Below are 20,173 nucleotides of genomic sequence, written 5' to 3'. Positions count from 1 at the left end.
GGCGGTTGACGCTTCCATCCCGCAAGCCTAACGTCTGCCCATGCTTCGTTCCGGATGCCATATGCCGGTTGTATTTCCGGCCCTGCGGCGAATTCCTCGCCCGGTCGACACTGTCGGCCGGGTAGACTTGCGCGCCTGAGGCTGTCCGAGGCCGCGGCGCGATCCTTCGCCGGGACCGGCCCATCTGTTGGCCCAGCCGGTGATTTGCCCAGAGAATCGCGCGGCCAAGCCCGCCTCAGTCCGGATCGTTTCCATGTCCAGCCGTGAAACCTCCGTCCATCGCGACGGCTCGCCTTCCGCTCGCCCGCACCAGCCCGCCCATCGCCTCTCCGTCCTGGCCGAGCCGGATACCAACCTGCTGCTGCGCCTGCTGGAGCCGTTCGTGATCCACGACGTCCTGCCAAGCCGGGTCGATTGCAGCGCGGGCGCCGATGCGCTCGCGGTCGTCATTGAATTCAGCGCGGAAGAGGCGGTCGCGGTGCGCCTCGGCCAGCGGCTCGGCGTCATGGTTGGAGTCCGCGCGGCGGATCTCACGCCGGCCGCAGAGACGGCGCAGATGCGGGCGGCCTGACGGACGCGGCCATGCTGAACACGCTCGCCGACATCTCCGTCATCGTCCTTCCCGTGTTCGGCATGGTGCTGGTGGGCTATATCGCCGCGCGCATCGGCCTCGTCAGCGAACGGGCGACGGACGGGCTGGCGGAGTTCGTGTTCAGCCTGTCTGTGCCGGTTCTCATCTTCAAGACGCTGAGCGAATCGAAGCTGCCGGAGGCGCAGCCCTGGGGTTACTGGATCGCGTATTTCGCTGGCGCCTTCTTCGTGTTCGCCATCGCCATGGTGGCGGCGGAGCGCCTGTTCGGGCGGGGCCGGCAGGAGGCGGTGATCCACGGCTTCGCCGCCGGCCAGGCCAACACCGTGTTCGTCGGCGTGCCGCTGATCCTGAAGGCCTATGGGGAGGCGGGGGCGGTGCCGCTGTTCCTCCTCATCGCCATCCATCTGCCGGTGATGCTGGTGGCGGCCACCGTGCTGCTCGAAGGGAGCAGCGGCTTCTCCCGGGCGACCATGGTCCGGCTCGGCAAGGCGCTGGCGTTCAATCCCATCCTGCTGGGCATCTATGCCGGCGCGCTGGCCAAGATCACCGGCATCCAGGCCACCGGTGTGCCGAAGCAGATGATCGACCTTCTGGCGGCCGCTGCGACGCCCTGCGCTCTGATCTCCCTCGGTCTCTCGCTGAAGCGCTACGGCATGGCGGGTGGTGACCTCGTGCCTTCGGCGCTGATCAGCGTGCTCAAGCTCATCGTCCACCCGGCGGCGGTCTTTGCGCTGACGATGGTCTTCTCCATGCCGCCCGTATGGGCCGGCGTCGCGGTGCTGTTCGCGGCCATGCCGAGCGGAATCAACGGCTATCTGCTGGCCCAGCGCTATGGCGTGGGCATCGGCACCTCCACCAGCGCGGTCTCGCTCTCCACCGGGCTCGCGGTCTTCACCGTGGCGCTCTGGCTCTACATCCTCGGGGTCGGCTGACCCGCATCGAGGCCGAGGCGGGCTCGGACATCCCCGGGCGTCGCGCCGCAATTGCGCAGCGCGAGCAGGCTGGTGGCCGAATTGCTCTTGGAGAGCTTGTGGCCGCTGGCATCCAGGATCAGCCGGTGGTGGTGATAGACCGGCGTCGCCAAGCCCAGCAGCCGCTGCAGCAGCACGTGGACCGACGTGGCGTGGTAGAGGTCCATGCCCCGGATGACGCGGGTGATGCCCTGCAGCGCGTCGTCCACCACGACCGAGAGATGGTAGGAGGTCGGCACGTCCCGGCGCGCCAGCACCACGTCGCCCCATTGCGCCGGATCGGCCGGGATGGCGACGGCCGGCCCCTCCGGCATCCCCTCCGCCTCGGGCCAGAAAAGCGGCCCGGCACCGGCAGCCTCCAGCGCCGCCGCCATATCGAGCCGCAGCACGTAGGGCTCCCCCTCCGCCTTCCGCTTCGCCCGCGCCTCGTCCGCGAGCGCCGATCGGGGGAAGGGAAAGAGCGGCGCCCCGTCCGGATCGCGCGGGGCAGGGCGCCCCAGCTTCGCCTCGCTCTCGATTACGGCGCGGGCGATGTCGGATCGGCTCTCGAAAGCGGGATAGATGAGTCCCATTCCCTCCAGCCGGTCCAGCGCGGCGGCATAGTCGGCGAAATGCTCCGACTGGCGCCGCGGCGCGGCTGCGGGCACGATGCCGAGCCAGGCGAGGTCATCAAGGATGCCCTGCTCGAATTCGGGTCGACAGCGTGTCGTGTCGATGTCCTCCATGCGCAGCAGAAACGCGCCGCCCGTGCGCGCCGCCGCCTCGGCATTCACCAGCGCCGAGAAGGCGTGGCCGAGGTGCAGCCGGCCGTTGGGGCTGGGCGCGAAGCGGCAAATGAAGGGCAGGGAAGGTTCGGGCATGGCGTCGATCATTAGAGCGATATCGCGCGGCCGCGAACAAGTCTCTGGAGACGAACGATGAACGAGCCGCTGCTCACCGATCAAGGCGTGTTCGACCGCGCCTTCGCGCAGTTGCTGGGGCTTGATGACCGGCTCGTCCCCGTGGCGGAAGTCGCCGGCCGACCAGCCCTGCGCCGTCGCCCGCCGGGGTTTGCGGGCCTGTGCGCCGTGGTGATTGCGCAGCAATTGTCCGTCGCCTCGGCCCGCGCCATCACCGGCCGGTTCGAGGCCGCGCTGGGCGGAACGCCGACGGTCGAGGCCATGCTTTGCGCGCCCGTGGAGACGCTGCGTGCCGCCGGCCTGTCGGCGCCCAAGATCCGCACGCTCACCGGGATCGCGCGTGCGCTCGCCGAGGGCGAAGTGGATCTCGAAGCCGTGGCCCGGATGGAGGCCGATGCGGCGGCCGAGGTGATGACGCGCCTGCCCGGAATCGGGCTGTGGACCGCCGACATCTACCTCCTCTTCTGCCTCGGCCGCGCCGACGCCTTCCCCCATGGCGATCTCGCGCTTCAGGTGGCGCTGGGCGAGGCTCTGGAACTGGGAGGCCGCTGCACGCCCCTCGGCCTGCGCGCCATCGCCGAGGACTGGCGGCCGCTGCGCGGCGTGGCGGCGCATCTTCTGTGGGCCTATTATGGTGCCCGGCGCGCCCGCCTCGGCGCCCCGGCCTGAAACGAGCGCAGACCCATGTCCTTCCCCCTCGATGGCGTTTCCCTCGACGAGCCCATCCTTGACGGCCCGCGCCTGCGTCCGCGCAACGGCGGCGCGCCCGACAGCCTTGTCGTGCTGCTGCACGGCTATGGCGCGGACGGGCGCGACCTCATCGACCTCGGCAACGCCTGGGCCGATCTCCTGCCTGGGACGGCCTTCATTTCCCCCCACGCCCCCGACCCATGCGGGGAGGCGCCCGTGGGCCGTCAGTGGTTCCCGCTGAGCTTCCGTGATCCCCACGAACTGACCCGGGGCGCTGAGGCTGCGGCGCCCGTGCTCGCGGCCTTTCTCAAGGTGGAACTGGCGAAATACGATCTGCCGCCCTCCCGGCTGGCGCTGGTGGGCTTCAGCCAGGGCGCCATGATGGCGCTGAAGATCGCGACCACCGCCGCCGTCGCTCCCGCTGCCGTGGTGGCCTATTCCGGGCTGTGGGTGGAGGCGGCGGGCGGGGTGCCGCGCGATCTGCAACTGCGCACGCGCCCACCCATCCTGCTCGTGCATGGCACCGAGGATGAAGTGATTCCCGCGCAGGCGCTGTTCGCGTCCGCGCGCGGCCTCGCCGATGCCGGCGTGCCGGTGGAATGGCACCTCAGCCAAGGGCTAGGGCATGGCATCGACGACGCCGGCCTCGCCCACGGCGGGGCTTTTCTCGCCGAATTCCTCGCGCCAGGGAGGCGATGAAGACGGTAGCGGGGGCAGGCTCGGCCGCCGGCGCAGTAAACGACGGGAGCGCGCCGTGGTTTGGCGCTCGGCTTCACAACAATGACACGGAGCATATAGAGTATCCGCCGCGCACAGGGATCGTCAGGCGCGATTCGGGTGCGCAGACGAGGAGGTCGGTCCTTGACCACTGCTTTGTCATCAGGTGCCTGGCCAGCGCTCGTGCTCAACGCGGACTACCGCCCGTTGAGCTATTACCCGCTGTCGGTCTGGAGCTGGCAAGACGCCATCAAGGCTGTCTTCCTCGACCGGGTGAATATCGTCGAATATTACGACAAGGCGGTGCGAAGTCCGGGTTTTGAAATCAGGCTGCCGAGCGTCGTGTCTCTGCGCACCTTCGTGAAGCCCACTCGCCAACCAGCCTTTACCCGTTTCAACGTCTTCCTGCGGGACCGCTTCTCCTGCCAATATTGCGGTTCACGCGACGATCTCACGTTCGACCATGTGATCCCGCGCTCGAAGGGCGGCCAGACAACCTGGGAGAACGTGGTCGCGGCCTGTTCCCCCTGCAACCTGCGCAAGGGCGGCCATATGCCGGCGGACGCGGGGATGTGGCCCGCGCAGACGCCCTTCCAGCCTTCCGTGCACGATCTCCACCAGAACGGCCGGCACTTCCCGCCGAACTATCTGCACGAGAGCTGGATGGACTATCTCTACTGGGATACCGAACTCGATCCCTGAGCCCCGCTCAGGCCTTGCGACCGGTCGTCGCGCCTGCGAAGCCCACGGCCGCCAGAGCAAGCGCGATCAGCGCGTTCCACCCCGCCATGGACAGCCCGAACATCCGCCACGCCGCTTCGTCGCAGCGCGGCACGCGCGCGCCCTTGAGCGCCGAGAGCACGTTTGTGGTGGCCACCGGCGCGCCAGTGCAGGCCGTCGGGCCGGTCCAGAACTGCCATTCGATGCCAGCGTGATAGACCGCGATCCCGGCGTTGACGAGCATCGCCACGCCCAGCAGCGCCAGAAGCACCCGCGCCGGACTTGAGCGATCGCTGCGGGCAAGGAAGAAGGCGATCAGCCCCAGCGGCACGGCGGCGTAATAGGCAATGCGCTGGTCGAGGCACAGCGGGCAGGGCGCGAGGCCAACCACGAGCTGGAAATACCAGGCCGCCGAAAGAGCCATGACAGAGCCTGCCACCAGCAGCAGGGACGCGGTTTCCTTCGTGGTCGGATACAAGGCAGGCTCCCTATGCGGTCGGCGGCGCAGCCCCGGCGATAGCTTGGCGGGGGCGCCATTGTCCATGCTCCGAGCGGGGATTGACGCTCATGTGACTGGCGATGACGCAGGGGACGATGGTGTGCCCCTACCTTGGAAATGTTCTTACTCAGGCCCTGCCGTATGGCGCTGCCCTGCAGCATGGGGTATAAATTTGCTAGTCGTCTTCGGAGGCATTCGCATTGCGTTTCCCTCGGCGGCGCATATTTTGGTTTTAGCTAGCGAAGATTGCAGCCGAAATGACCGAGATGCCCCGCGCCCGTACCACCTTCACCACCTCCTTCTCCCAGGGCGGTGACATGCAGGTTGAGCCGGTCCTTCCCGTCGCCCAGCTTCGGGATGTTAACACCGCGCGTCGCACCGGCTGCCCCTTCCACGACGTCCGCGAAATGCTCAAGGAGGTTGGCCTGCGGCCGACCCGTCAGCGCCTTGCCCTCGGCTGGCTTCTGTTTGCCAAGGGCGACCGGCACGTCACTGCGGAAATCCTGCACGAGGAAGCCATCAAGGCACGCTTCCCGGTGTCGCTGGCGACCGTCTACAACACCTTGCACCAGTTCACGGAAGTGAGCCTGCTGCGCGAGGTGGCCGTGGACGGGTCCAAGACCTATTTCGACACCAACGCCTCCGACCACCACCACTTCTTCGTCGAGGGCCAGAACGACCTCGTCGACATTCCCGCCGCCGATGTGTCGGTGAACCTGCTGCCCGAGCCGCCGGAAGGCTTCGAGGTCGCGCGGGTGGACGTGGTGGTTCGGCTGCGCCGCAAGGGCTCGAACCGCGGCTGATTCGATCTTAGATTTCAGTATGATAGGCCGGGCATTGCCCGGCCTTTTCCATGTCCGGGCTCTGCATCAGATGGTGCGCAGCGGCTTTTCCAGGACCGCCAGCACGCGGGGCAATTCGTGGCCGCGCTTGAGGATGAGGCCGGTCTGCGAGACCACGCTGTACATGCCCTGCTTGCGGGCGAGGCGCGGGTCCTTCTCGATGCGGTAGAGCGGCACGTCCATGGACCGCCGATAGATGGCGAAGACGGCCTTGTCGCGTTGAAAATCAATGGCATAGTCGCGCCACTCGCCCTGGGCGACCATGCGGCCGTAGAGGTCGAGGATGCGGTCCAGCTCGCGGCGGTCGAAGGTGACGCGGAGGGGGACGGGCGCGGGCGTGGAGGGCTGAACCGGCGTTCCACCGCGCCGGGGCAGGACTATAGGTTCGATGTCTCCCATCGGGCCTCCTGGTCCTTGTCTGGCGCCGCTTTCCGGCGGGGGTGCCGAAGGCGGACGCGCGTATCGCTCATGATCCCTCCACCGGCCAACCCTTTCAAGGCCAATCCGTAGCCGGCTGCTCCACATGGTCTGAGCATACTCGAATACCCATCACGCCAACGTCAATGGAATCACAGTGTCGCCGAAATTCGGCCAATCGCATGCCGCGGCGGAGCGCGATCTTTCTTCGCGTAGCAGGGCCGGTTCGTGAGGCGCTCCGGTCTATCCCAGCCCCCCAGCCCCCCGGGGTGCATCCGAACCGGCCAGGCTACGCACCGACTTCAGACCCCCGATGCAGGCCATCCCCAGCGGATGGCCTTTTTTTTTGGGCCCGCGCGAGAGCCCGTTTCCCGAGCCGAATCGACTTGGGAGAATCGGAAGCGATTCAGGTGCGCCGAACCGCGCCGTTCAGGCCGGTTCGATGGCCGTTCGGGAGAGTGCCGAGTCGGTCGAGAGGGTCAGTCGAGCGGAAAGAGGGTCGCGCCGACGATCTGGCCGGGGGTGGCCGGGGTGCCCGTCTGCACCATCACCGCCACCGCGTCGCTGCCGTCGCGGTGGATGTCCTTCAGCGGCACCTTGAAGGTGCGGGCGTCCCCCTCCCAGCGGGCAACGCGGGTCCAGCCGCGCACCACATTGGCGTAGGTCACGTTGCGACCGCCGTTCTCGCCCCGGCCGATGGAGACCGTCTGGGCGCGGGCGACGGGGCAGGCCCACACCTCGGCGCCGTCGGCGATGGTGAGGGACTGGGGCAGGGTGATCTCGATGTCCTCGCCTTCGCGCTTCACCTCCACCGGAAGGGAGAGGCCGCCGGAGGCGCGGGCGGTCATGACGGCGCGCTGCACCGCGGCACGATCGCTGCCCTTGGCGACGATCTGCCCGTCGATGACCATCTGGGGGGTATACACCTTCTTGTCCGGCCGCTGCTCGGCATAGGCCTTCTGGCGCAGGGAATGGCCGTGCAGGGCGAGGGTGTCCTTCCAGCCCACATAGTCCCAGTAATCCACCGAGAGGGTGAGCGCGAGCACCTGCGGATCCTTGGCGAGATCGTTCAGCAGCGCGTCGGCGGGCGGGCAGGAGGCGCAGCCCTGGCTCGTGAACAGTTCCACCACCACTTTCGGCTGGGTCTGCGCCAGCGCCGGCGAGGCGGCGAGGGCAAGGACGAGCGCAAGGGCGGAGCGGTTCAACATCATCGGGCGCAATGGGTTGTTGGAATGTGTTTCCGAGATAGCGGACTGACGCAGCGCACTCCAGTCACAAAGGGGTGCGGGGCGGTATCTTTGAGCCGCCCAAGGCGCCGCTCCCGACGCGAAAACGCCGGCCCGACAGGCATCGGGCCGGCGCTCATCACGGTTCCGTCAGCGCCCTAAAGCGCCGAACGATCAGGCGGCCAGCGAGCGCAGCACGTAGGGCAGGATGCCGCCGTTGCGGAAGTAATCCAGCTCATCCAGCGTATCGATACGGCAGATCAACTCGACGTTCTTCACGGTGCCGTCGGCGAACTTGATCTCGGCGGTGAGCGTCTGGCGGGGCTTGAGGTCGCCCTCGATGCCCTTGAGGGTGACGATCTCGTCGCCCTTGATGCCGAGGCTCTGCCAGCTCTCGCCGTCCTTGAACACCAGCGGCACGATGCCCATGCCGACCAGGTTCGAGCGGTGGATGCGCTCGAAGGACTGGGCCACAACGGCGCGCACGCCGAGCAGCTTGGTGCCCTTCGCCGCCCAGTCGCGGGAGGAGCCGGTGCCGTATTCCTTGCCGGCGAACACCACCAGCGGCACGCCCTCGGCACGGTACTGCATGGCCGCGTCGTAGATGGGCAGCTGGGCGCCGTCCGGATAGTGGATGGTGACGCCACCTTCCACGCCGGGCACCATCTGGTTCTTGATGCGGATGTTGGCGAAGGTGCCGCGCATCATCACTTCATGGTTGCCGCGGCGGGTGCCGTACTGGTTGAAGTCCACCGGGCGCACCTGATGATCGATCAGGTACTGGCCCGCCGGGGACGCCTGCTTGATGGAGCCGGCCGGCGAGATGTGGTCGGTGGTGATGCTGTCGAGGAACAGACCCATGATCCGGGCATCGATGATGTCCTTGACCGGCTCCGGCTCCTTCTGCATCCCGACGAAATAGGGCGGGTTCTGCACGTAGGTGGAGGCATCCTGCCAGGCGTAGGTCTGGCCGGTGGGCACGGCGATCTTCTGCCAGTGCTCGTCGCCCTTGAAGACGTCGGAATACTTTTCCTTGAACATCTTCTTGGTGACGTTCTCGCGGATGTACTGGGCCACTTCCTTGTTGGAGGGCCAGATGTCCTTGAGATAGACGGGGTTGCCGTCCTTGTCCGTGCCGAGGGGCTCGGTGGTGAGGTCCACCTGCAGCGAGCCGGCGATCGCATAGGCGACCACGAGGGGCGGGGAGGCGAGGTAGTTCGCCTTCACGTCCGGGTTCACGCGGCCTTCGAAGTTGCGGTTGCCGGAGATGACGGCGCCGGCCACGAGGTCGTTGGTGTTGATGGCCTCGGAGATGGCTTCCGGCAGCGGGCCGGAATTGCCGATGCAGGTGGTGCAGCCGAAGCCGACCAGGTTGAAGCCGAGCTTGTCGAGGTCGTCCTGCAGGTCGGCGGCCTTCAGGTAGCCTTCCACCACCTGCGAGCCGGGCGCCAGCGAGGTCTTCACCCACGGCTTGGAGCGCAGGCCCTTCTTCACGGCCGCCTTGGCGAGAAGGCCGGCGGCGATAAGCACCGAGGGGTTGGAGGTGTTGGTGCAGGAGGTGATGGCGGCGATCACCACGTCGCCGTGGCCGAGCGTGTAGTCGGTGCCGGAGACGGGGACGCGCTTGGCGGCCTCACCGGGCTTCTTGAACTCGCCTTCCAAGGCAGCGAGGAAGCCGGTCTTGCTCTCGGAGAGCAGCACGCGGTCCTGCGGGCGCTTGGGGCCGGCCATGGAGGGCAGCACGGTGTCGAGGTCCAGCTCCAGGGTGTCGGTGAACACCGGGTCCGGAGTGTCCTTCTTGCGCCACATGCCCTGGGCCTTGGAGTACTTCTCCACCAGCTCCACGCGGCTGTCCTTGCGGCCGGTCTCTTCGAGATAGTCGATGGTCTCGCGATCCACCGGGAAGAAGCCGCAGGTGGCGCCGTATTCGGGGGCCATGTTGGCGATGGTGGCGCGGTCGGCGAGGGAGAGGTGCTCCAGGCCGGGGCCGTAGAACTCCACGAACTTGCCCACCACGCCCTTCTTGCGCAGCATCTGCGTGACGGTCAGCACGAGGTCGGTGGCGGTGATGCCCTCGCGCAGCTTGCCGGAGAGCCGGAAGCCGATCACCTCGGGGATGAGCATGGAGATGGGCTGGCCGAGCATGGCCGCCTCGGCCTCGATGCCGCCCACGCCCCAGCCGAGCACGCCCAGGCCGTTGACCATGGTGGTGTGCGAGTCGGTGCCCACCAGCGTATCGGGATAGGCCACCTCGACCTTCTTGCCGTCGATCTCTTCCTTGCGGGTCCAGACCGTCTGGGCGAGGTACTCGAGGTTCACCTGATGGCAGATGCCGGTGCCGGGCGGGACGACGCGGAAGTTGTCGAACGCGTTCTGGCCCCACTTCAGGAAGCGGTAGCGCTCCTGGTTCTGCTTGTATTCTTCCTCGACGTTCTTGCCGAACGCCTTGTTGTCACCGAAGAAGTTCACGATCACTGAGTGATCGATGACGAGATCCACGGGAACCAGCGGGTTGATGCGCTCGGGATCGCCGCCGAGGGCCACCATCGCGTCGCGCATGGCGGCGAGGTCCACCACCGCGGGAACGCCGGTGAAGTCCTGCATCAGCACGCGCGCGGGGCGGTAGGCGATTTCCTTTTCCGCCTTGCCGCGATTGTTCACCCAGTCGGCGACGGAGATGACGTCGTCCTTCGTGACGGACCGGCCATCCTCGAAGCGCAGCAGGTTCTCGAGCAGCACCTTCATGGAGAAGGGGAGCGCGGAAATGCCCGGAAGGCCATTCTTCTCCGCCAGCTCGAGATCGTAATAGACGTACTCTTTGTCGTCTACCGTCAGGGTTGTGCGGCACTTGAAGCTGTCGAGGGAGGTCACGGCTGGAAAACTCCGGTTCGATGATCGACCGAAACAGCACCTCCTGCGAGGGTGGAGGTCTTCTCCCCACCACCTTGGACGGCGCGGCTGCGGGCTTTATAGAGCCATTTCAAAGCGCGGTCATGCGATAACAGCGTTGAATGTGCAATGCACCAAAAGGCAGGGGTCGGCAACGCATGACTGTCAAGGCGCTGGTAGGGGATAACCTGTCCTGCCGAAGAGGATTCCGGCTCCTGTTCGAGGGGCTCGCCGTTTCGGCTGAGGCCGGCCGCGCGCTGGTGGTGGTCGGGCCGAACGGCGCCGGCAAATCCTCGCTGCTGCGCATCCTCGCGGGGCTGCTGGCGCCCACCGCTGGCACCGTGCGTCTGGATGACGGCTCTTCGGGGGGCGGGGAGAACGTGGGCGAGCAGATCCATTATCTCGGGCATGACGATGCGGTGAAGGGCGCGCTCACGGTGGCCGCCAACCTCGCCTTCTGGCGCACCGTGCTCGGCGGCGGCGGTCTCGCGGTGGAGGAGGCGCTGGAGGAGGTGGGCCTCGGCGGCCTCGGGCGGCTGCGCGCGCAGGTGCTCTCCGCCGGCCAGAAGCGCCGCCTCGCCATCGCCCGCCTGCTGGTGGCGAAGCGGCCGATCTGGGTGCTGGACGAGCCGACCACCGCGCTGGACGTGAAGGCGCAGGCCCGCTTCGCCGCCTTCGGCCGCGCGCATCTGGCCGCCGGCGGCCTGCTCATCGCCGCCACCCACGCGCCGCTCGACCTCGGCGAGACGGACGAACTGCGGCTGGGAGGGGTGGGAGCATGATCGCCGCCTTCCTTGCCATCGTGCGCCGGGATCTGGCGCTGTCGCTGGGCTCCGGCGGGGGCGCGGGGCTGGGGGTGGTGTTCTTCCTCTCCGTGGTGACGGTGGTGCCGTTCGCTGTGGGGCCGGACCTCGTGCTGCTGGCGCGGATCGGCCCGGCGATCCTGTGGATCGGCGCGCTGCTCGCGAGCCTTATCGGGCTGGAGCGCCTGTTCGCCGCCGATGCGGAGGACGGCTCCCTCGATGCGCTCACCCTTTCCGCGCTGCCGCTGGAACTGACCGCCGCCGCCAAGGGCCTCGCCCACTGGCTCGCCACCGGCCTGCCCCTGGTGCTCGCTGCGCCGGTGCTGGCGCTGATGCTGAATCTTGAGCCCGCCGCCATCGGCGCGGTCGTGCTCACTTTGCTGGTGGGCACGCCCGCCGTGACCTTCCTCGGTCTCATCGGCGCGGCCTTCGCCGGGGCGTTCCGGCGGGGTGGGCTCTTGATCGCGGTGCTGGTGATCCCGCTCACCATCCCGGTGCTGATCTTCGCCGTCTCGGCGACGCAGGCGGCTGTGACGGGCCCGGTGCCGTTCGGCACGCCGTTCCGGGTGCTGGCGGGTCTGGCTCTGTTCGCGCTGGTGCTGGGGCCGGTGGCGGCTGCGGCGGCGCTCCGGGCGGCACGGAGTTAGGAAAGACTACTCGGCGGCGGTGGGCGTGGCGGCGAGTTCCGCCTCCAGCTCGGCCACGGCCGCGCGCGTTGCCGCATCGGCGGCCTGTTCAATGGTGCGGTAGTTCGCGACGACGCACGCGCCCAGCGCGGTGAGCGCGGTGCCGCCGCCGTGCCTGCCGCCGGAGCGGGCCGAAACGAGCGGGGAGGGGAACAGCGCGTTCAGTTCCTCCACCAGCTCCCACGCCCGGCGATAGGACATGTCCATCTCGCGCCCCGCCGCCGAGATGGAGCCGAGGGCGGCGATCTTCTCCAGAAGCTCGATCTTGCCGGGGCCGAGCCGGCCGCCGGGGGCAAGATCGATTCGCACGCTCAGCGACGCCATGGACCCTCGCACGCTGTATACGCCGCGCGCAGCTTAACAAATGGCGGGCCGCCTTGTCGCCGGTCCATGGCCGTGGAGGAGGAAGCCGACCCCGCGCTCACCCTTCCTTTACGATGCGCCCGTCACAATCTCGCCTGCGCCATTGAGGATAAGCCATGGCACACGCTGCCATCGAGAGTTCCGCCGTGACCTCCCTCGCCGCCCAATTGCCCGCGACTGCGTCCCTGCCGGATGTCGCGCCGACCATTCTCGTGTTCGATTCGGGGGTGGGCGGCCTCACCGTCTTCCGGGAGGTGGCGAAGGCCCGGCCGGACGCGCGGCTCGTCTATGCGGCGGACGACGCGGCCTTTCCCTATGGCGCGCTCCCCGACGACGTGATGCTGGAGCGCGTCGGCCACGTGGTGGACCGGCTGATCGCGGACGTAGCGCCCGATCTCGTCATCATCGCCTGCAACACCATTTCCACGCTGGCGCTGCCGAGCCTGCGCGCGCGCCATCAACTGCCCTTCATCGGCACCGTGCCGGCCATCAAGCCGGCGTGCATCGCCTCCCGCACCAAGCGGGTGAGCGTGCTCGCCACGCCCGGTACCGTGCGGCGGGACTATACGGCCGGCCTCGTGCGCGAGTTCGCGCAGGGGTGCGACGTGGCCCTCGTGCCCAGCGACCGGCTCGCGGGCCTCGCCGAGGCGGCCATGGCGGGGGATCCGGTGGACGACGCGGACATCGCCGCCGAAATCGCGCCCTGCTTCGTCTCCGCCGACGGCCGGCGCACCGACACGGTGGTGCTCGCCTGCACCCATTATCCGCTGCTGGTGGATCGCTTCGAGCGCCTCGCGCCGTGGCCCGTCACCTGGATGGACCCGGCGCCCGCCATCGCCCGGCGGGTGACGCAGCTCATCGGCCCGGCGGCGGCCCTGCCCGATACGGCGCCCGTGCGCCTCATCTCCACGCTCAGGCCGTTCGAGCCGGAGCGTGTCACCGCCATCGTCGGCCGCACCGTGGCCGATCCCGAAGTGCTGGCCTCCGCCCGTCCCTTCACCTCCTCTAGCTGACCTGACCGGGAGAGACATGACCGACGACCGATCCCGCCTTCTCATCGGCCGCCGCGCCTTCACCCTCTCTCTCGCGGGGAGCGCCTTTCTCGCCGGCTCGGGCCTTCTGGCCCCGCCCGTCTTCGCCCAGCAGGCGGCGCAGTCCTTCCCCAAATGGGTCGAGACCTTCCGTGCCCGCGCGCGCGCCCGCGGCGTCTCCGATGCCACCTACAACAGGGTGTTCAGCGGCCTGAAGCCCGACACCTCGGTGTATGAGCAGGACCGCAACCAGGCGGAATTCACCGAGCAGTCCTGGCAGTATCTCAACCGCCGCGTCTCCGACTGGCGCATCGCCACCGGCAAGCAGAAGGCGAAGCAGTATTCCGCACTGTTCGACCGGATCGAGCAGGCGTTCGGCGTCGATCGCCGCGTGATGCTCGGCTATTGGGGCATGGAAAGCGCCTATGGCGAGGTGCTCTCCAATCCGACGCACATGAAGCCCGTGTTCAATTCGCTGGCGGCGCTGGCGTGGGGCGATGCGCGGCGGCGGAAATACTGGGAGGCGGAGCTTCTCAACGCTTTGGTCATCGTCGAGCGCGGCTGGGGCACGCCGCAGGAGATGACCGGCTCGTGGGCCGGCGCCATGGGTCACACCCAGTGGATGCCCGAGGTATGGCTCAACATGGGCGTGGATTTCGACGGCGACGGCCGCATCTCGCCCTTCGGCAAGCCGGACGACGCCCTCGCCGGCACGGCCAACTATCTCGTGAAGCGCGGCAAGTACCGGCGCGGCGAGCCGTGGGGCTTCGAGGCCAAGCTGCCGGGCAATTTCAATTCCGACCTCGCCGACAACAAGACGCGCCGGCCGCTGTCGCAATGGAGCGAACTCGGCATCACCACCATCGAGGGGCAGTCGCTCTCGGCCTATGACGAGCCGGCGCGGCTCTGGCTGCCGGGCGGGCCCGGCGGGCCGGCGCTGCTGCTGCTCCACAATTTCTATGCGGTGCGTTCCTACAACCCCTCGTCCAACTACGCGCTGGCGGTGGTGCATCTGGGCGACCGGGTGATGGGGGAGGGGCCGTTCGTCGCCTCCTGGCCCGGTGGGGAGCGGGCGCTGACGCTGGCGGAAATCCAGGAGCTCCAGCAGCGACTCACGGCGGCCGGCTTCAGCACCGGCGGCACCGATGGGCGCGTGGGCGGCGATACCATGCGCGCCGTGCGGGCCTTCCAGCAGAAGGCGGGAATCACCCCGGCGGACGGCTACGCCTCCCTCGCGGTGCTGAACGCCTTGCGGCAAGGACGGTAGGGGCTGGGGCCGCAGGGTCATAGCCCGGCCGCGGCCACAAAAAGAAAAGGGCACCCGGAGGGCGCCCTATCCAGTCACGATGAACCTGAGATTGTAGGCCGCGCAGCGCCGTTGTCCAGCGCCGCAGCGGAATCACTTGATCTTCGTCTCGCGGAACTCGACGTGCTTGCGCACCACCGGGTCGTACTTCTTGAGCACGATCTTGTCGGTCTTGGTGCGGGAATTCTTCTTGGTGACGTAGAACACGCCCGTGTCCGCCGAGGACAGGAGCTTGATCTTGATGGTAGCAGCCTTGGCCATGTCTTGATCCCTGGGTGCCGCGTGCGGCGTGCGACCGTCTGGTTTTTGCAAACCGTGAGGTGGCGAAAAGAAGAACGGACGCGCTGCCGGTCTCCGGCGGCTCGTGGGCGCGGAACCTCTCTCAATGCGCCCCCAATGTCAAGCGCGGGGGCTTTGAGACGGCCTCACGCGGCCCGCCGGCCCCGCGTCATCAGCCGCCCGGCGACGATGGCGGCATAGACGGCCAGCATGGTGAAGATGACGAAGGCGAAGCCATACGGGTTGTAGAGGTCCATGCCGGCGCCGGCGAGCGGCGGGCCGGCGATGAGGCCCACGGAATAGAGCATCACGAACGCCGCATTGGCCGCCGCGAGGTCCGCACCATGGAATCGCTCGCCGAGATGGGCGAGGCCCACGGTGTAGAGCGAGCCCACCACGCCCGTGGCGAGGAAGATCATCGCCAGGAACCACGGGCTCGATACCGGAACGAACGGCAGGGTGAAGGCGCCAGCCGCGCCCGCCAGCGAGCAGCAGAGCAGCAGAAGCCGCCGGTCCACCTTGTCCGAGATGAGGCCGATGGGGATCTGGAAGGCAACGTTGCCCAAGACCGCCGCCGTCAGCAGCAGTGCCGCGCTGGTCTCCGAGAGGCCGAGGCGCAGGCCGTAGAGCGGCAGGAAGGTCATCACCGCCGTCTCGATGGCGCCGAACACCAGCGCCGCCAGCACGGCGGAGGGCGAGCGGCGCACGAAGGTGAGCACGCCGTGGTGGCTGTCGTCATGGATGCGGGGGGTGATTCCCCGCGCCAGCAGGATCGGGATGGCGCCCAGCAGCAGCACCACCGCGCCGGCGAGGTAGGGCTCCCATCCCGAGGCGCCGAGCACGCTGAGGATGGTCGGCCCCAGCGCCGCGCCCAGCGAGAGCGCGGTGGCATAGATGCCCATGATGAGCCCGCGCCGGTTGGGCGGGGCCAGAGCATTGATCCAGAATTCCGAGACGGCGAACAGGATGCACAGCGCCGCGCCGAAGGCGAAGCGCAGCGGGAACCACATGAGGAAGGACGGCGCCGCCTTGAAGCCCACGAGGCTCGCGGAGGCCAGAACGATAGCCCCCACCAGCAGCGCCCTCAGCCCAAGCTTGCGCACCAGCAGCGGCACGAACGGCGCGGTGAAGATGGTGGCGATGCCGGCCACCGCCGTGTTGATGCCGATCCACTTGCTGGTCACGCCGCGCGATTCCAGCTCCAGCGCCAAAAGGGGAATGGACAGGCTGATGCCGACGCCCACGACCGTGATGGCGGAGATGGCGGCCGCGATGGAGGCCGTCCGGCTCATGTGGCCGAGGGACCCGTGGGGTGCATGCATCGCGTTCGGCTTCAATCCAGGAGGGTACGGACGAAGCGTCCGCGGACCATGGCGTAGGAGGGCACCGGCAGGCGCAGGCCGAACCCGGCGTCGATGCGGGCGGCCAGTTCTTCCAGCACCACGCGGGTGATGGTGGGAAGCTCCTGCTTCTCCGTCTCCGCGAAGGTGAGCCAGGCGAGGTCGATGAGTTCCGATTCCTCGCCCACGAGCCCCTTCACCTCGTCGCACACGGCCGAGGCGTCGGCGGCGAAGAAGCGGGTGTCGAAGCGGCGGGGGCGGCGGGGCGGCGTGATGGCGCGGGCGACGAAGGTGAGGGCGCTCAGATCGGGGAACACCCCGCGCTCCTCGAAGGCGCGCCAGTCGTCGCCGGGGGATTCGGGAGCGCCGCAGTCCTTGGTGCCGACGAGGAGGCCGGTCTCCTCATACATCTCGCGGATGGCGGCGGCGGCGAGGCCGCGCGCCCGGCCGAGGCTCGGGCGCTGGACATGGGCCATCAGCCGGCGCTCGCTGTCCGGATCGAGACAGCCAAAGACCGGCATGGCCTTGTCCGCCTTCTCCAGCCGGCCGCCGGGAAACACGAAGACGCCCGGCAGGAACTTGAGCTTGGGATGCCGCCGACCCATCAGCACGCGCGGCTTCCTGCCCTTGCGGTCGATGAGGATGAGGGTCGCGGCGTCGCTCGGGCGCACGTTGGGAGACGCCTGAAGGCGCTCGGCTTCGGTCAGGCGGGTGGCGAAATCGGTCATGGGTCTCAACGGGTCGGGCGGACGGCGCGGATGACGGGGCGGACGGCGCCATCGGGCGGTGCCTCCCGCTCCTCGCTGCGGGAATCGAAGCCGTGCATGCGCAGCGCCCACTGGAGATTGACCAGCATCCCCTTCAGCGGCGGCAGCAGCACGAGGCTGAGCCCGAGGGTCAGCGGCAGCCAGAGGGAGAGGTGCACCCACACCTCCGGCCGGTACAATTCCTCCACCAGCACCATGAGCGGCACCACGATGTGGCCGACCACGAAGATCACCGCATAGGGCGGCGCGTCGTCGGCGCGGTGGTGGTACAGCTCCTCGCCGCAGGTGGCGCAGAAGGGTGTGACCTTCAGGTAGCTGGAAAACATGCTGCCGGCGCCGCAGGCCGGGCACAGGCACCGTGCGCCGCGCATCATCGCGCCGGGCACCTCCCGGCGGGGCGGGGGCAGCTCGAAGGCGCCGCCGGCGGGCGTGCCCGCAGCAGGACCCGTCGCCGCCTCTTCCGGCTGCGCCAGCTTCTGGGTCACGGTCATGCCGGTCGGCGTGGTCACGGTCCTGAACCTCTCGGTCGCCCCTGAGGAGCACGTCTCAAACGTTTGCGCGGCCGGGCGCCTCAGCGCCCGCCGCGGCCGGGTTTCGCTTTCCCGGAGCCTGCCTTACCGGGTTTCGCCCGGCCCGGCATGGATTTGCCCGGCCTTCCCGCGAAACCCGACGGCGCGCCACGGCGCTGCGGTCCGCCGCGCGGACCCTTTACATAGGAGCCTTCGCTCAGAAGCTCAAACCGGAGCGCGCCGGCCACCGGCGCGGCCTCCACCAGCTTGACCTCCACCCGGTCGCCGATGCGGTGCATCTCGCCGGTGCGGTCCCCCACCAGCGCCTGCCGCACTTCGTCGTAACGGTAATAGTCCTGGCCGAGGGTCGAGGCGGGAATGAAGCCGTCCGCCCCGGTGATGTCGAGCGCGACGAAGAGTCCCGCCTTGGTCGCGCCGGTGATGCGGGCATTGAAGGTGGCGCCGATCTGGTCGGCGAGATGATGGGCGATGAGCCGGTCCACCGTCTCGCGCTCCGCCGCCATGGCGCGACGTTCCGTAACGGAAATCGCCGCCGCCACCTCGCCGAGGCTTTCGACGGTAGCGTCTTCCGGCAGCCCGTCCTTGCCCACGCCCAGCGCCCGCACGAGCCCGCGATGGACGATGAGGTCCGCATATCGGCGGATGGGCGAGGTGAAATGCGCGTAGCGGCGCAGATTCAGGCCGAAATGGCCGTAGTTCTCCGAGGCGTATTCCGCCTGGCTCTGGCTGCGCAGGATCACCTGATTGACCAGCGGGGCAGCGTCCGTGTCCTTCACCTCGTCCAGGATGCGGTTGAAGTGGGAGGGGCGCACCTGGTCCGTCTTCGGCAGGCCGATGTCCAGCGTCTTCAGGAAGTCGCGCAGGGCCGAGAGCTTGGCCAAGGTCGGGCCGTCATGGACGCGGTAGATGAGGGGAGTCTTCTTCTCCTCCAGCGTCTCGGCGGCGGCGACGTTGGCGAGGATCATGAATTCCTCGATCAGCCGGTGGGCGTCGAGCCGCTCGGGCACGATCACCCGGTCCACCGTTCCGTCGGGCTTCAGAATGATCTTGCGCTCGGGCAGGTCGAGGTCGAGGGGCTGGCGGGCGTCGCGCGCTTTCTTCACGCAGGCATAGGCGGCATAGAGGGGCTTGAGCACGCCCTCCACCAGCGGATCGGTGATGTCGTCGGTGCGGCCCTCGATGGCGTTCTGCGCCTGCGCATAGGCGAGCTTGCCAGCCGAGCGCATGAGGATGCGGTGGAAACTGTGGCTGCGCTTCCTCCCATCCGCACCGATGACGAGCCGCACCGCCAGCGCCGGCCGGTCCTCGTCGGGGCGCAGGGAACACAGATCGTTGGAGATGCGCTCCGGCAGCATGGGCACGACGCGATCGGGGAAATAGACCGAGTTGCCGCGGATCAGCGCCTCGCGGTCCAGCGCCGTGCCGGGCCGCACATAGGCCGAGACGTCGGCAATAGCGACGGTGACGACGAAGCCGCCGTCCTCGTCCGCCGCTGCGTGCACGGCGTCGTCATGGTCCTTGGCGTCGGGCGGGTCGATGGTGACGAGGGGCAAATCGCGCCAGTCCTCGCGGCCGCGCACGGTGATCTTCTTCGCCGCCTCGGCCTCTTTCAGCACAACGTCCGGGAAGGCGTTGGGGATGCCGTGGGCGTGGATGGCGATGAGGCTCACCGCCTTCTCGGACTTGAGCGAGCCGAGCCGCTCCTTCACCCGCGCCGTGGGCAGGCCGAACACGCGCTGGCGCATCAGTTCGACGGTGACGAGATCGCCGTCCTCGGCCTCCTGCTCGGCGCCGGGGGGCACCTGCAGTTCACGCCCGAGCTGCTTCTTGTCGATGGGGATGATGCGCCCGCCGCCACCCTGAGGGGCAGCGCGGAAGATGCCCATGGTCTGCTTGCGGGCCTTCTCCAGCACCTTGATGACGCGGCCGACATGGGGCACCGCATGCTCGATGGAGCCTTCCACGATGCGCAGCAGCACGCGGTCCGACAGCCCCGGCGCCGGCCCCGACGCGCGGCGCGGCACCTGCACGAGGATGGGCGGCGCCTCGCCCTGGGCTTCCGTGTCCCATTCCACCGGGATGGCGATCAGCTCGCCGTCGCCGTCGCGGGAGACGATATCGGCCAGCACCACCGCCGGCAGCGCGCCGGGCACATGGAGGCGGCGCCGCTCGCGGCTCACCGTGCCTTCCTCGGAGAGGCCGCGCAGGAGCTGCTTCAATTCCACCTTCTGCGCCGCCGACAGCCCGAAGGCGCGGGCGATCTCGCGCTTGCCCACCTCGCCGTTCTGGGAGGCGATGAAGGCCAGCACCTGCGCCTTGGTCGGCATCTCCCCGGTGGCCAGCGGGGCGACGGCGAGCGCCGCCGCCTCATGCGCGGCCGCCGCCTGCTTGCGCGCGGCACGGGATTTCGTCGCGCGCACCGGCTTGGCGGGGGCGCCGTCCTTGCTGGAATGGCGGGTGGGCGGCTTGGTGGGGCGCTTGGTGGGTGGCTTGGGCAATGGGTCTTTCCGGTTTCATCCGGACGCTACCCGGAACAAGCGCCTGCCGCCAGTGGCCGTTCCTTCGCGCTGCCGTCGCCCTCCGGCGTGACCGGAGGGCCCATCGCT

The 20,173-nt window shown here is 68.5% G+C and carries 21 protein-coding genes; 10 read left to right on the top strand and 11 right to left on the bottom strand.

The annotated features are described in order from the left end of the window. The first annotated feature begins 253 nt into the window (after window positions 1-253). Together J2126_RS25025 and J2126_RS25020 are read left to right on the top strand one after the other, a co-directional pair. Entirely contained in the window at window positions 254-571 is a 318-nt protein-coding gene (locus J2126_RS25025; RefSeq protein ID WP_209489688.1) for a hypothetical protein, read from the top strand. A gap of 11 nt (window positions 572-582) precedes the next feature. After that, on the top strand, window positions 583-1,524 hold the full coding sequence (locus tag J2126_RS25020; RefSeq protein ID WP_209489686.1) for an AEC family transporter: 942 nt from the start codon (window positions 583-585) through the stop codon (window positions 1,522-1,524). Here the strand turns inward: J2126_RS25020 and gluQRS are convergent. Continuing rightward, window positions 1,503-2,423, bottom strand: a complete 921-nt coding sequence (gene gluQRS / locus J2126_RS25015; RefSeq protein WP_209489684.1) for a tRNA glutamyl-Q(34) synthetase GluQRS — start codon at window positions 2,421-2,423, stop codon at window positions 1,503-1,505. The two genes, J2126_RS25020 and gluQRS, sit on opposite strands and share 22 nt — an antisense overlap. Window positions 2,424-2,480: 57 nt before the next feature. Between gluQRS and J2126_RS25010 the strand changes: the two genes are divergently transcribed. The 3 genes from J2126_RS25010 to J2126_RS25000 all read left to right on the top strand — a co-directional run bounded on the left by J2126_RS25010 (window position 2,481) and on the right by J2126_RS25000 (window position 4,571). Then, window positions 2,481-3,131 carry a DNA-3-methyladenine glycosylase family protein gene (locus J2126_RS25010; RefSeq protein WP_209489682.1) on the top strand — a complete coding sequence of 217 codons (651 nt, stop codon included), beginning with the start codon at window positions 2,481-2,483 and terminating at the stop codon, window positions 3,129-3,131. Window positions 3,132-3,146: 15 nt separating this feature from the next. Beyond that, a complete protein-coding gene (locus tag J2126_RS25005) occupies window positions 3,147-3,851 on the top strand; it encodes an alpha/beta hydrolase (protein WP_209489680.1) in 705 nt (234 codons plus the stop codon). A gap of 162 nt (window positions 3,852-4,013) precedes the next feature. Beyond that, window positions 4,014-4,571, top strand: coding sequence for an HNH endonuclease (locus tag J2126_RS25000; protein WP_209489678.1), 558 nt, complete (start codon window positions 4,014-4,016; stop codon window positions 4,569-4,571). A gap of 7 nt (window positions 4,572-4,578) precedes the next feature. Here J2126_RS25000 and J2126_RS24995 read toward each other — a convergent pair whose 3' ends face one another. Continuing rightward, a complete protein-coding gene (locus J2126_RS24995) occupies window positions 4,579-5,067 on the bottom strand; it encodes a disulfide bond formation protein B (protein ID WP_245327574.1) in 489 nt (162 codons plus the stop codon). Window positions 5,068-5,405: 338 nt separating this feature from the next. On the opposite strand from J2126_RS24995, the gene irrA reads away from it, so the two are divergent. Beyond that, complete coding sequence (gene irrA / locus J2126_RS24990) at window positions 5,406-5,891, top strand: iron response transcriptional regulator IrrA (protein ID WP_209490596.1); 486 nt, start codon at window positions 5,406-5,408, stop codon at window positions 5,889-5,891. Window positions 5,892-5,957: 66 nt separating this feature from the next. On the opposite strand, the gene J2126_RS24985 is transcribed toward irrA, so the two are convergent. The 3 genes from J2126_RS24985 to acnA form a co-directional block, all read right to left on the bottom strand. Further along, entirely contained in the window at window positions 5,958-6,329 is a 372-nt protein-coding gene (locus J2126_RS24985; protein WP_209489673.1) for a DUF2794 domain-containing protein, read from the bottom strand. A 497-nt stretch (window positions 6,330-6,826) separates the two neighbouring features. Beyond that, window positions 6,827-7,555 carry a DUF1223 domain-containing protein gene (locus J2126_RS24980; RefSeq protein WP_209489671.1) on the bottom strand — a complete coding sequence of 243 codons (729 nt, stop codon included), beginning with the start codon at window positions 7,553-7,555 and terminating at the stop codon, window positions 6,827-6,829. A 192-nt stretch (window positions 7,556-7,747) separates the two neighbouring features. Continuing rightward, entirely contained in the window at window positions 7,748-10,444 is a 2,697-nt protein-coding gene (acnA, locus tag J2126_RS24975; RefSeq protein WP_209489669.1) for an aconitate hydratase AcnA, read from the bottom strand. A 176-nt stretch (window positions 10,445-10,620) separates the two neighbouring features. Between acnA and ccmA the strand changes: the two genes are divergently transcribed. Both ccmA and ccmB read left to right on the top strand, forming a co-directional pair. Further along, window positions 10,621-11,244 (top strand): heme ABC exporter ATP-binding protein CcmA, encoded by a 624-nt coding sequence (gene ccmA, locus J2126_RS24970; protein WP_209489667.1) that lies wholly within the window; start codon window positions 10,621-10,623, stop codon window positions 11,242-11,244. Continuing rightward, entirely contained in the window at window positions 11,244-11,912 is a 669-nt protein-coding gene (gene ccmB, locus J2126_RS24965; protein WP_209490589.1) for a heme exporter protein CcmB, read from the top strand. The genes ccmA and ccmB overlap by 1 nt, the downstream gene beginning before the upstream one ends. A 6-nt stretch (window positions 11,913-11,918) precedes the next feature. Here the strand turns inward: ccmB and J2126_RS24960 are convergent, their stop codons facing one another. Then, window positions 11,919-12,275, bottom strand: a complete 357-nt coding sequence (locus J2126_RS24960) for a winged helix-turn-helix domain-containing protein (RefSeq protein WP_209489665.1) — start codon at window positions 12,273-12,275, stop codon at window positions 11,919-11,921. A 155-nt stretch (window positions 12,276-12,430) separates the two neighbouring features. On the opposite strand from J2126_RS24960, the gene murI reads away from it, so the two are divergent. Next, the gene (gene murI, locus J2126_RS24955; protein WP_209489663.1) at window positions 12,431-13,327 is read left to right on the top strand and encodes a glutamate racemase; all 897 of its coding nucleotides are present in this window, start codon (window positions 12,431-12,433) and stop codon (window positions 13,325-13,327) included. 16 nt (window positions 13,328-13,343) lie between these two features. Continuing rightward, window positions 13,344-14,612 carry a lytic murein transglycosylase gene (locus tag J2126_RS24950; RefSeq protein ID WP_209489661.1) on the top strand — a complete coding sequence of 423 codons (1,269 nt, stop codon included), beginning with the start codon at window positions 13,344-13,346 and terminating at the stop codon, window positions 14,610-14,612. Window positions 14,613-14,744: 132 nt separating this feature from the next. Here J2126_RS24950 and rpmG read toward each other — a convergent pair whose 3' ends face one another. The 5 genes from rpmG to rnr form a co-directional block, all read right to left on the bottom strand. Next, window positions 14,745-14,912, bottom strand: a complete 168-nt coding sequence (gene rpmG, locus J2126_RS24945) for a 50S ribosomal protein L33 (protein WP_012115832.1) — start codon at window positions 14,910-14,912, stop codon at window positions 14,745-14,747. Window positions 14,913-15,076: 164 nt separating this feature from the next. Next, window positions 15,077-16,252 (bottom strand): MFS transporter, encoded by a 1,176-nt coding sequence (locus tag J2126_RS24940; protein WP_209489659.1) that lies wholly within the window; start codon window positions 16,250-16,252, stop codon window positions 15,077-15,079. A gap of 11 nt (window positions 16,253-16,263) precedes the next feature. After that, the gene (locus J2126_RS24935) at window positions 16,264-16,998 is read right to left on the bottom strand and encodes an NUDIX hydrolase (protein WP_209489657.1); all 735 of its coding nucleotides are present in this window, start codon (window positions 16,996-16,998) and stop codon (window positions 16,264-16,266) included. A 5-nt stretch (window positions 16,999-17,003) separates the two neighbouring features. Next, window positions 17,004-17,546, bottom strand: coding sequence for a DUF983 domain-containing protein (locus tag J2126_RS24930; RefSeq protein WP_394113615.1), 543 nt, complete (start codon window positions 17,544-17,546; stop codon window positions 17,004-17,006). A 62-nt stretch (window positions 17,547-17,608) separates the two neighbouring features. After that, entirely contained in the window at window positions 17,609-19,894 is a 2,286-nt protein-coding gene (gene rnr, locus J2126_RS24925; RefSeq protein ID WP_209490584.1) for a ribonuclease R, read from the bottom strand. Window positions 19,895-20,173: the final 279 nt, after the last annotated feature.

The organism is Xanthobacter flavus (assembly GCF_017875275.1).
Lineage (GTDB): Bacteria > Pseudomonadota > Alphaproteobacteria > Rhizobiales > Xanthobacteraceae > Xanthobacter > Xanthobacter flavus_A.
The sequence above is the reverse complement of the archived record's forward strand: the minus strand, read 5'-3'. Positions and strand labels throughout refer to the sequence as shown.

Bases quoted from the DNA above. Each gene is read 5' to 3' on its own strand.
- J2126_RS25025 (WP_209489688.1), top strand. From the start codon at position 254: ATGTCCAGCCGTGAAACCTCCGTCCATCGCGACGGCTCGCCTTCCGCT.
- J2126_RS25020 (WP_209489686.1), top strand. From the start codon at position 583: ATGCTGAACACGCTCGCCGACATCTCCGTCATCGTCCTTCCCGTGTTC.
- gluQRS (WP_209489684.1), bottom strand. From the start codon at position 2,423: ATGCCCGAACCTTCCCTGCCCTTCATTTGCCGCTTCGCGCCCAGCCCC.
- J2126_RS25010 (WP_209489682.1), top strand. From the start codon at position 2,481: ATGAACGAGCCGCTGCTCACCGATCAAGGCGTGTTCGACCGCGCCTTC.
- J2126_RS25005 (WP_209489680.1), top strand. From the start codon at position 3,147: ATGTCCTTCCCCCTCGATGGCGTTTCCCTCGACGAGCCCATCCTTGAC.
- irrA (WP_209490596.1), top strand. From the start codon at position 5,406: ATGCAGGTTGAGCCGGTCCTTCCCGTCGCCCAGCTTCGGGATGTTAAC.
- J2126_RS24985 (WP_209489673.1), bottom strand. From the start codon at position 6,329: ATGGGAGACATCGAACCTATAGTCCTGCCCCGGCGCGGTGGAACGCCG.
- J2126_RS24980 (WP_209489671.1), bottom strand. From the start codon at position 7,555: ATGTTGAACCGCTCCGCCCTTGCGCTCGTCCTTGCCCTCGCCGCCTCG.
- ccmA (WP_209489667.1), top strand. From the start codon at position 10,621: ATGACTGTCAAGGCGCTGGTAGGGGATAACCTGTCCTGCCGAAGAGGA.
- J2126_RS24960 (WP_209489665.1), bottom strand. From the start codon at position 12,275: ATGGCGTCGCTGAGCGTGCGAATCGATCTTGCCCCCGGCGGCCGGCTC.
- murI (WP_209489663.1), top strand. From the start codon at position 12,431: ATGGCACACGCTGCCATCGAGAGTTCCGCCGTGACCTCCCTCGCCGCC.
- J2126_RS24950 (WP_209489661.1), top strand. From the start codon at position 13,344: ATGACCGACGACCGATCCCGCCTTCTCATCGGCCGCCGCGCCTTCACC.
- rpmG (WP_012115832.1), bottom strand. From the start codon at position 14,912: ATGGCCAAGGCTGCTACCATCAAGATCAAGCTCCTGTCCTCGGCGGAC.
- J2126_RS24940 (WP_209489659.1), bottom strand. From the start codon at position 16,252: ATGCATGCACCCCACGGGTCCCTCGGCCACATGAGCCGGACGGCCTCC.
- J2126_RS24935 (WP_209489657.1), bottom strand. From the start codon at position 16,998: ATGACCGATTTCGCCACCCGCCTGACCGAAGCCGAGCGCCTTCAGGCG.
- rnr (WP_209490584.1), bottom strand. From the start codon at position 19,894: ATGCCGACCAAGGCGCAGGTGCTGGCCTTCATCGCCTCCCAGAACGGC.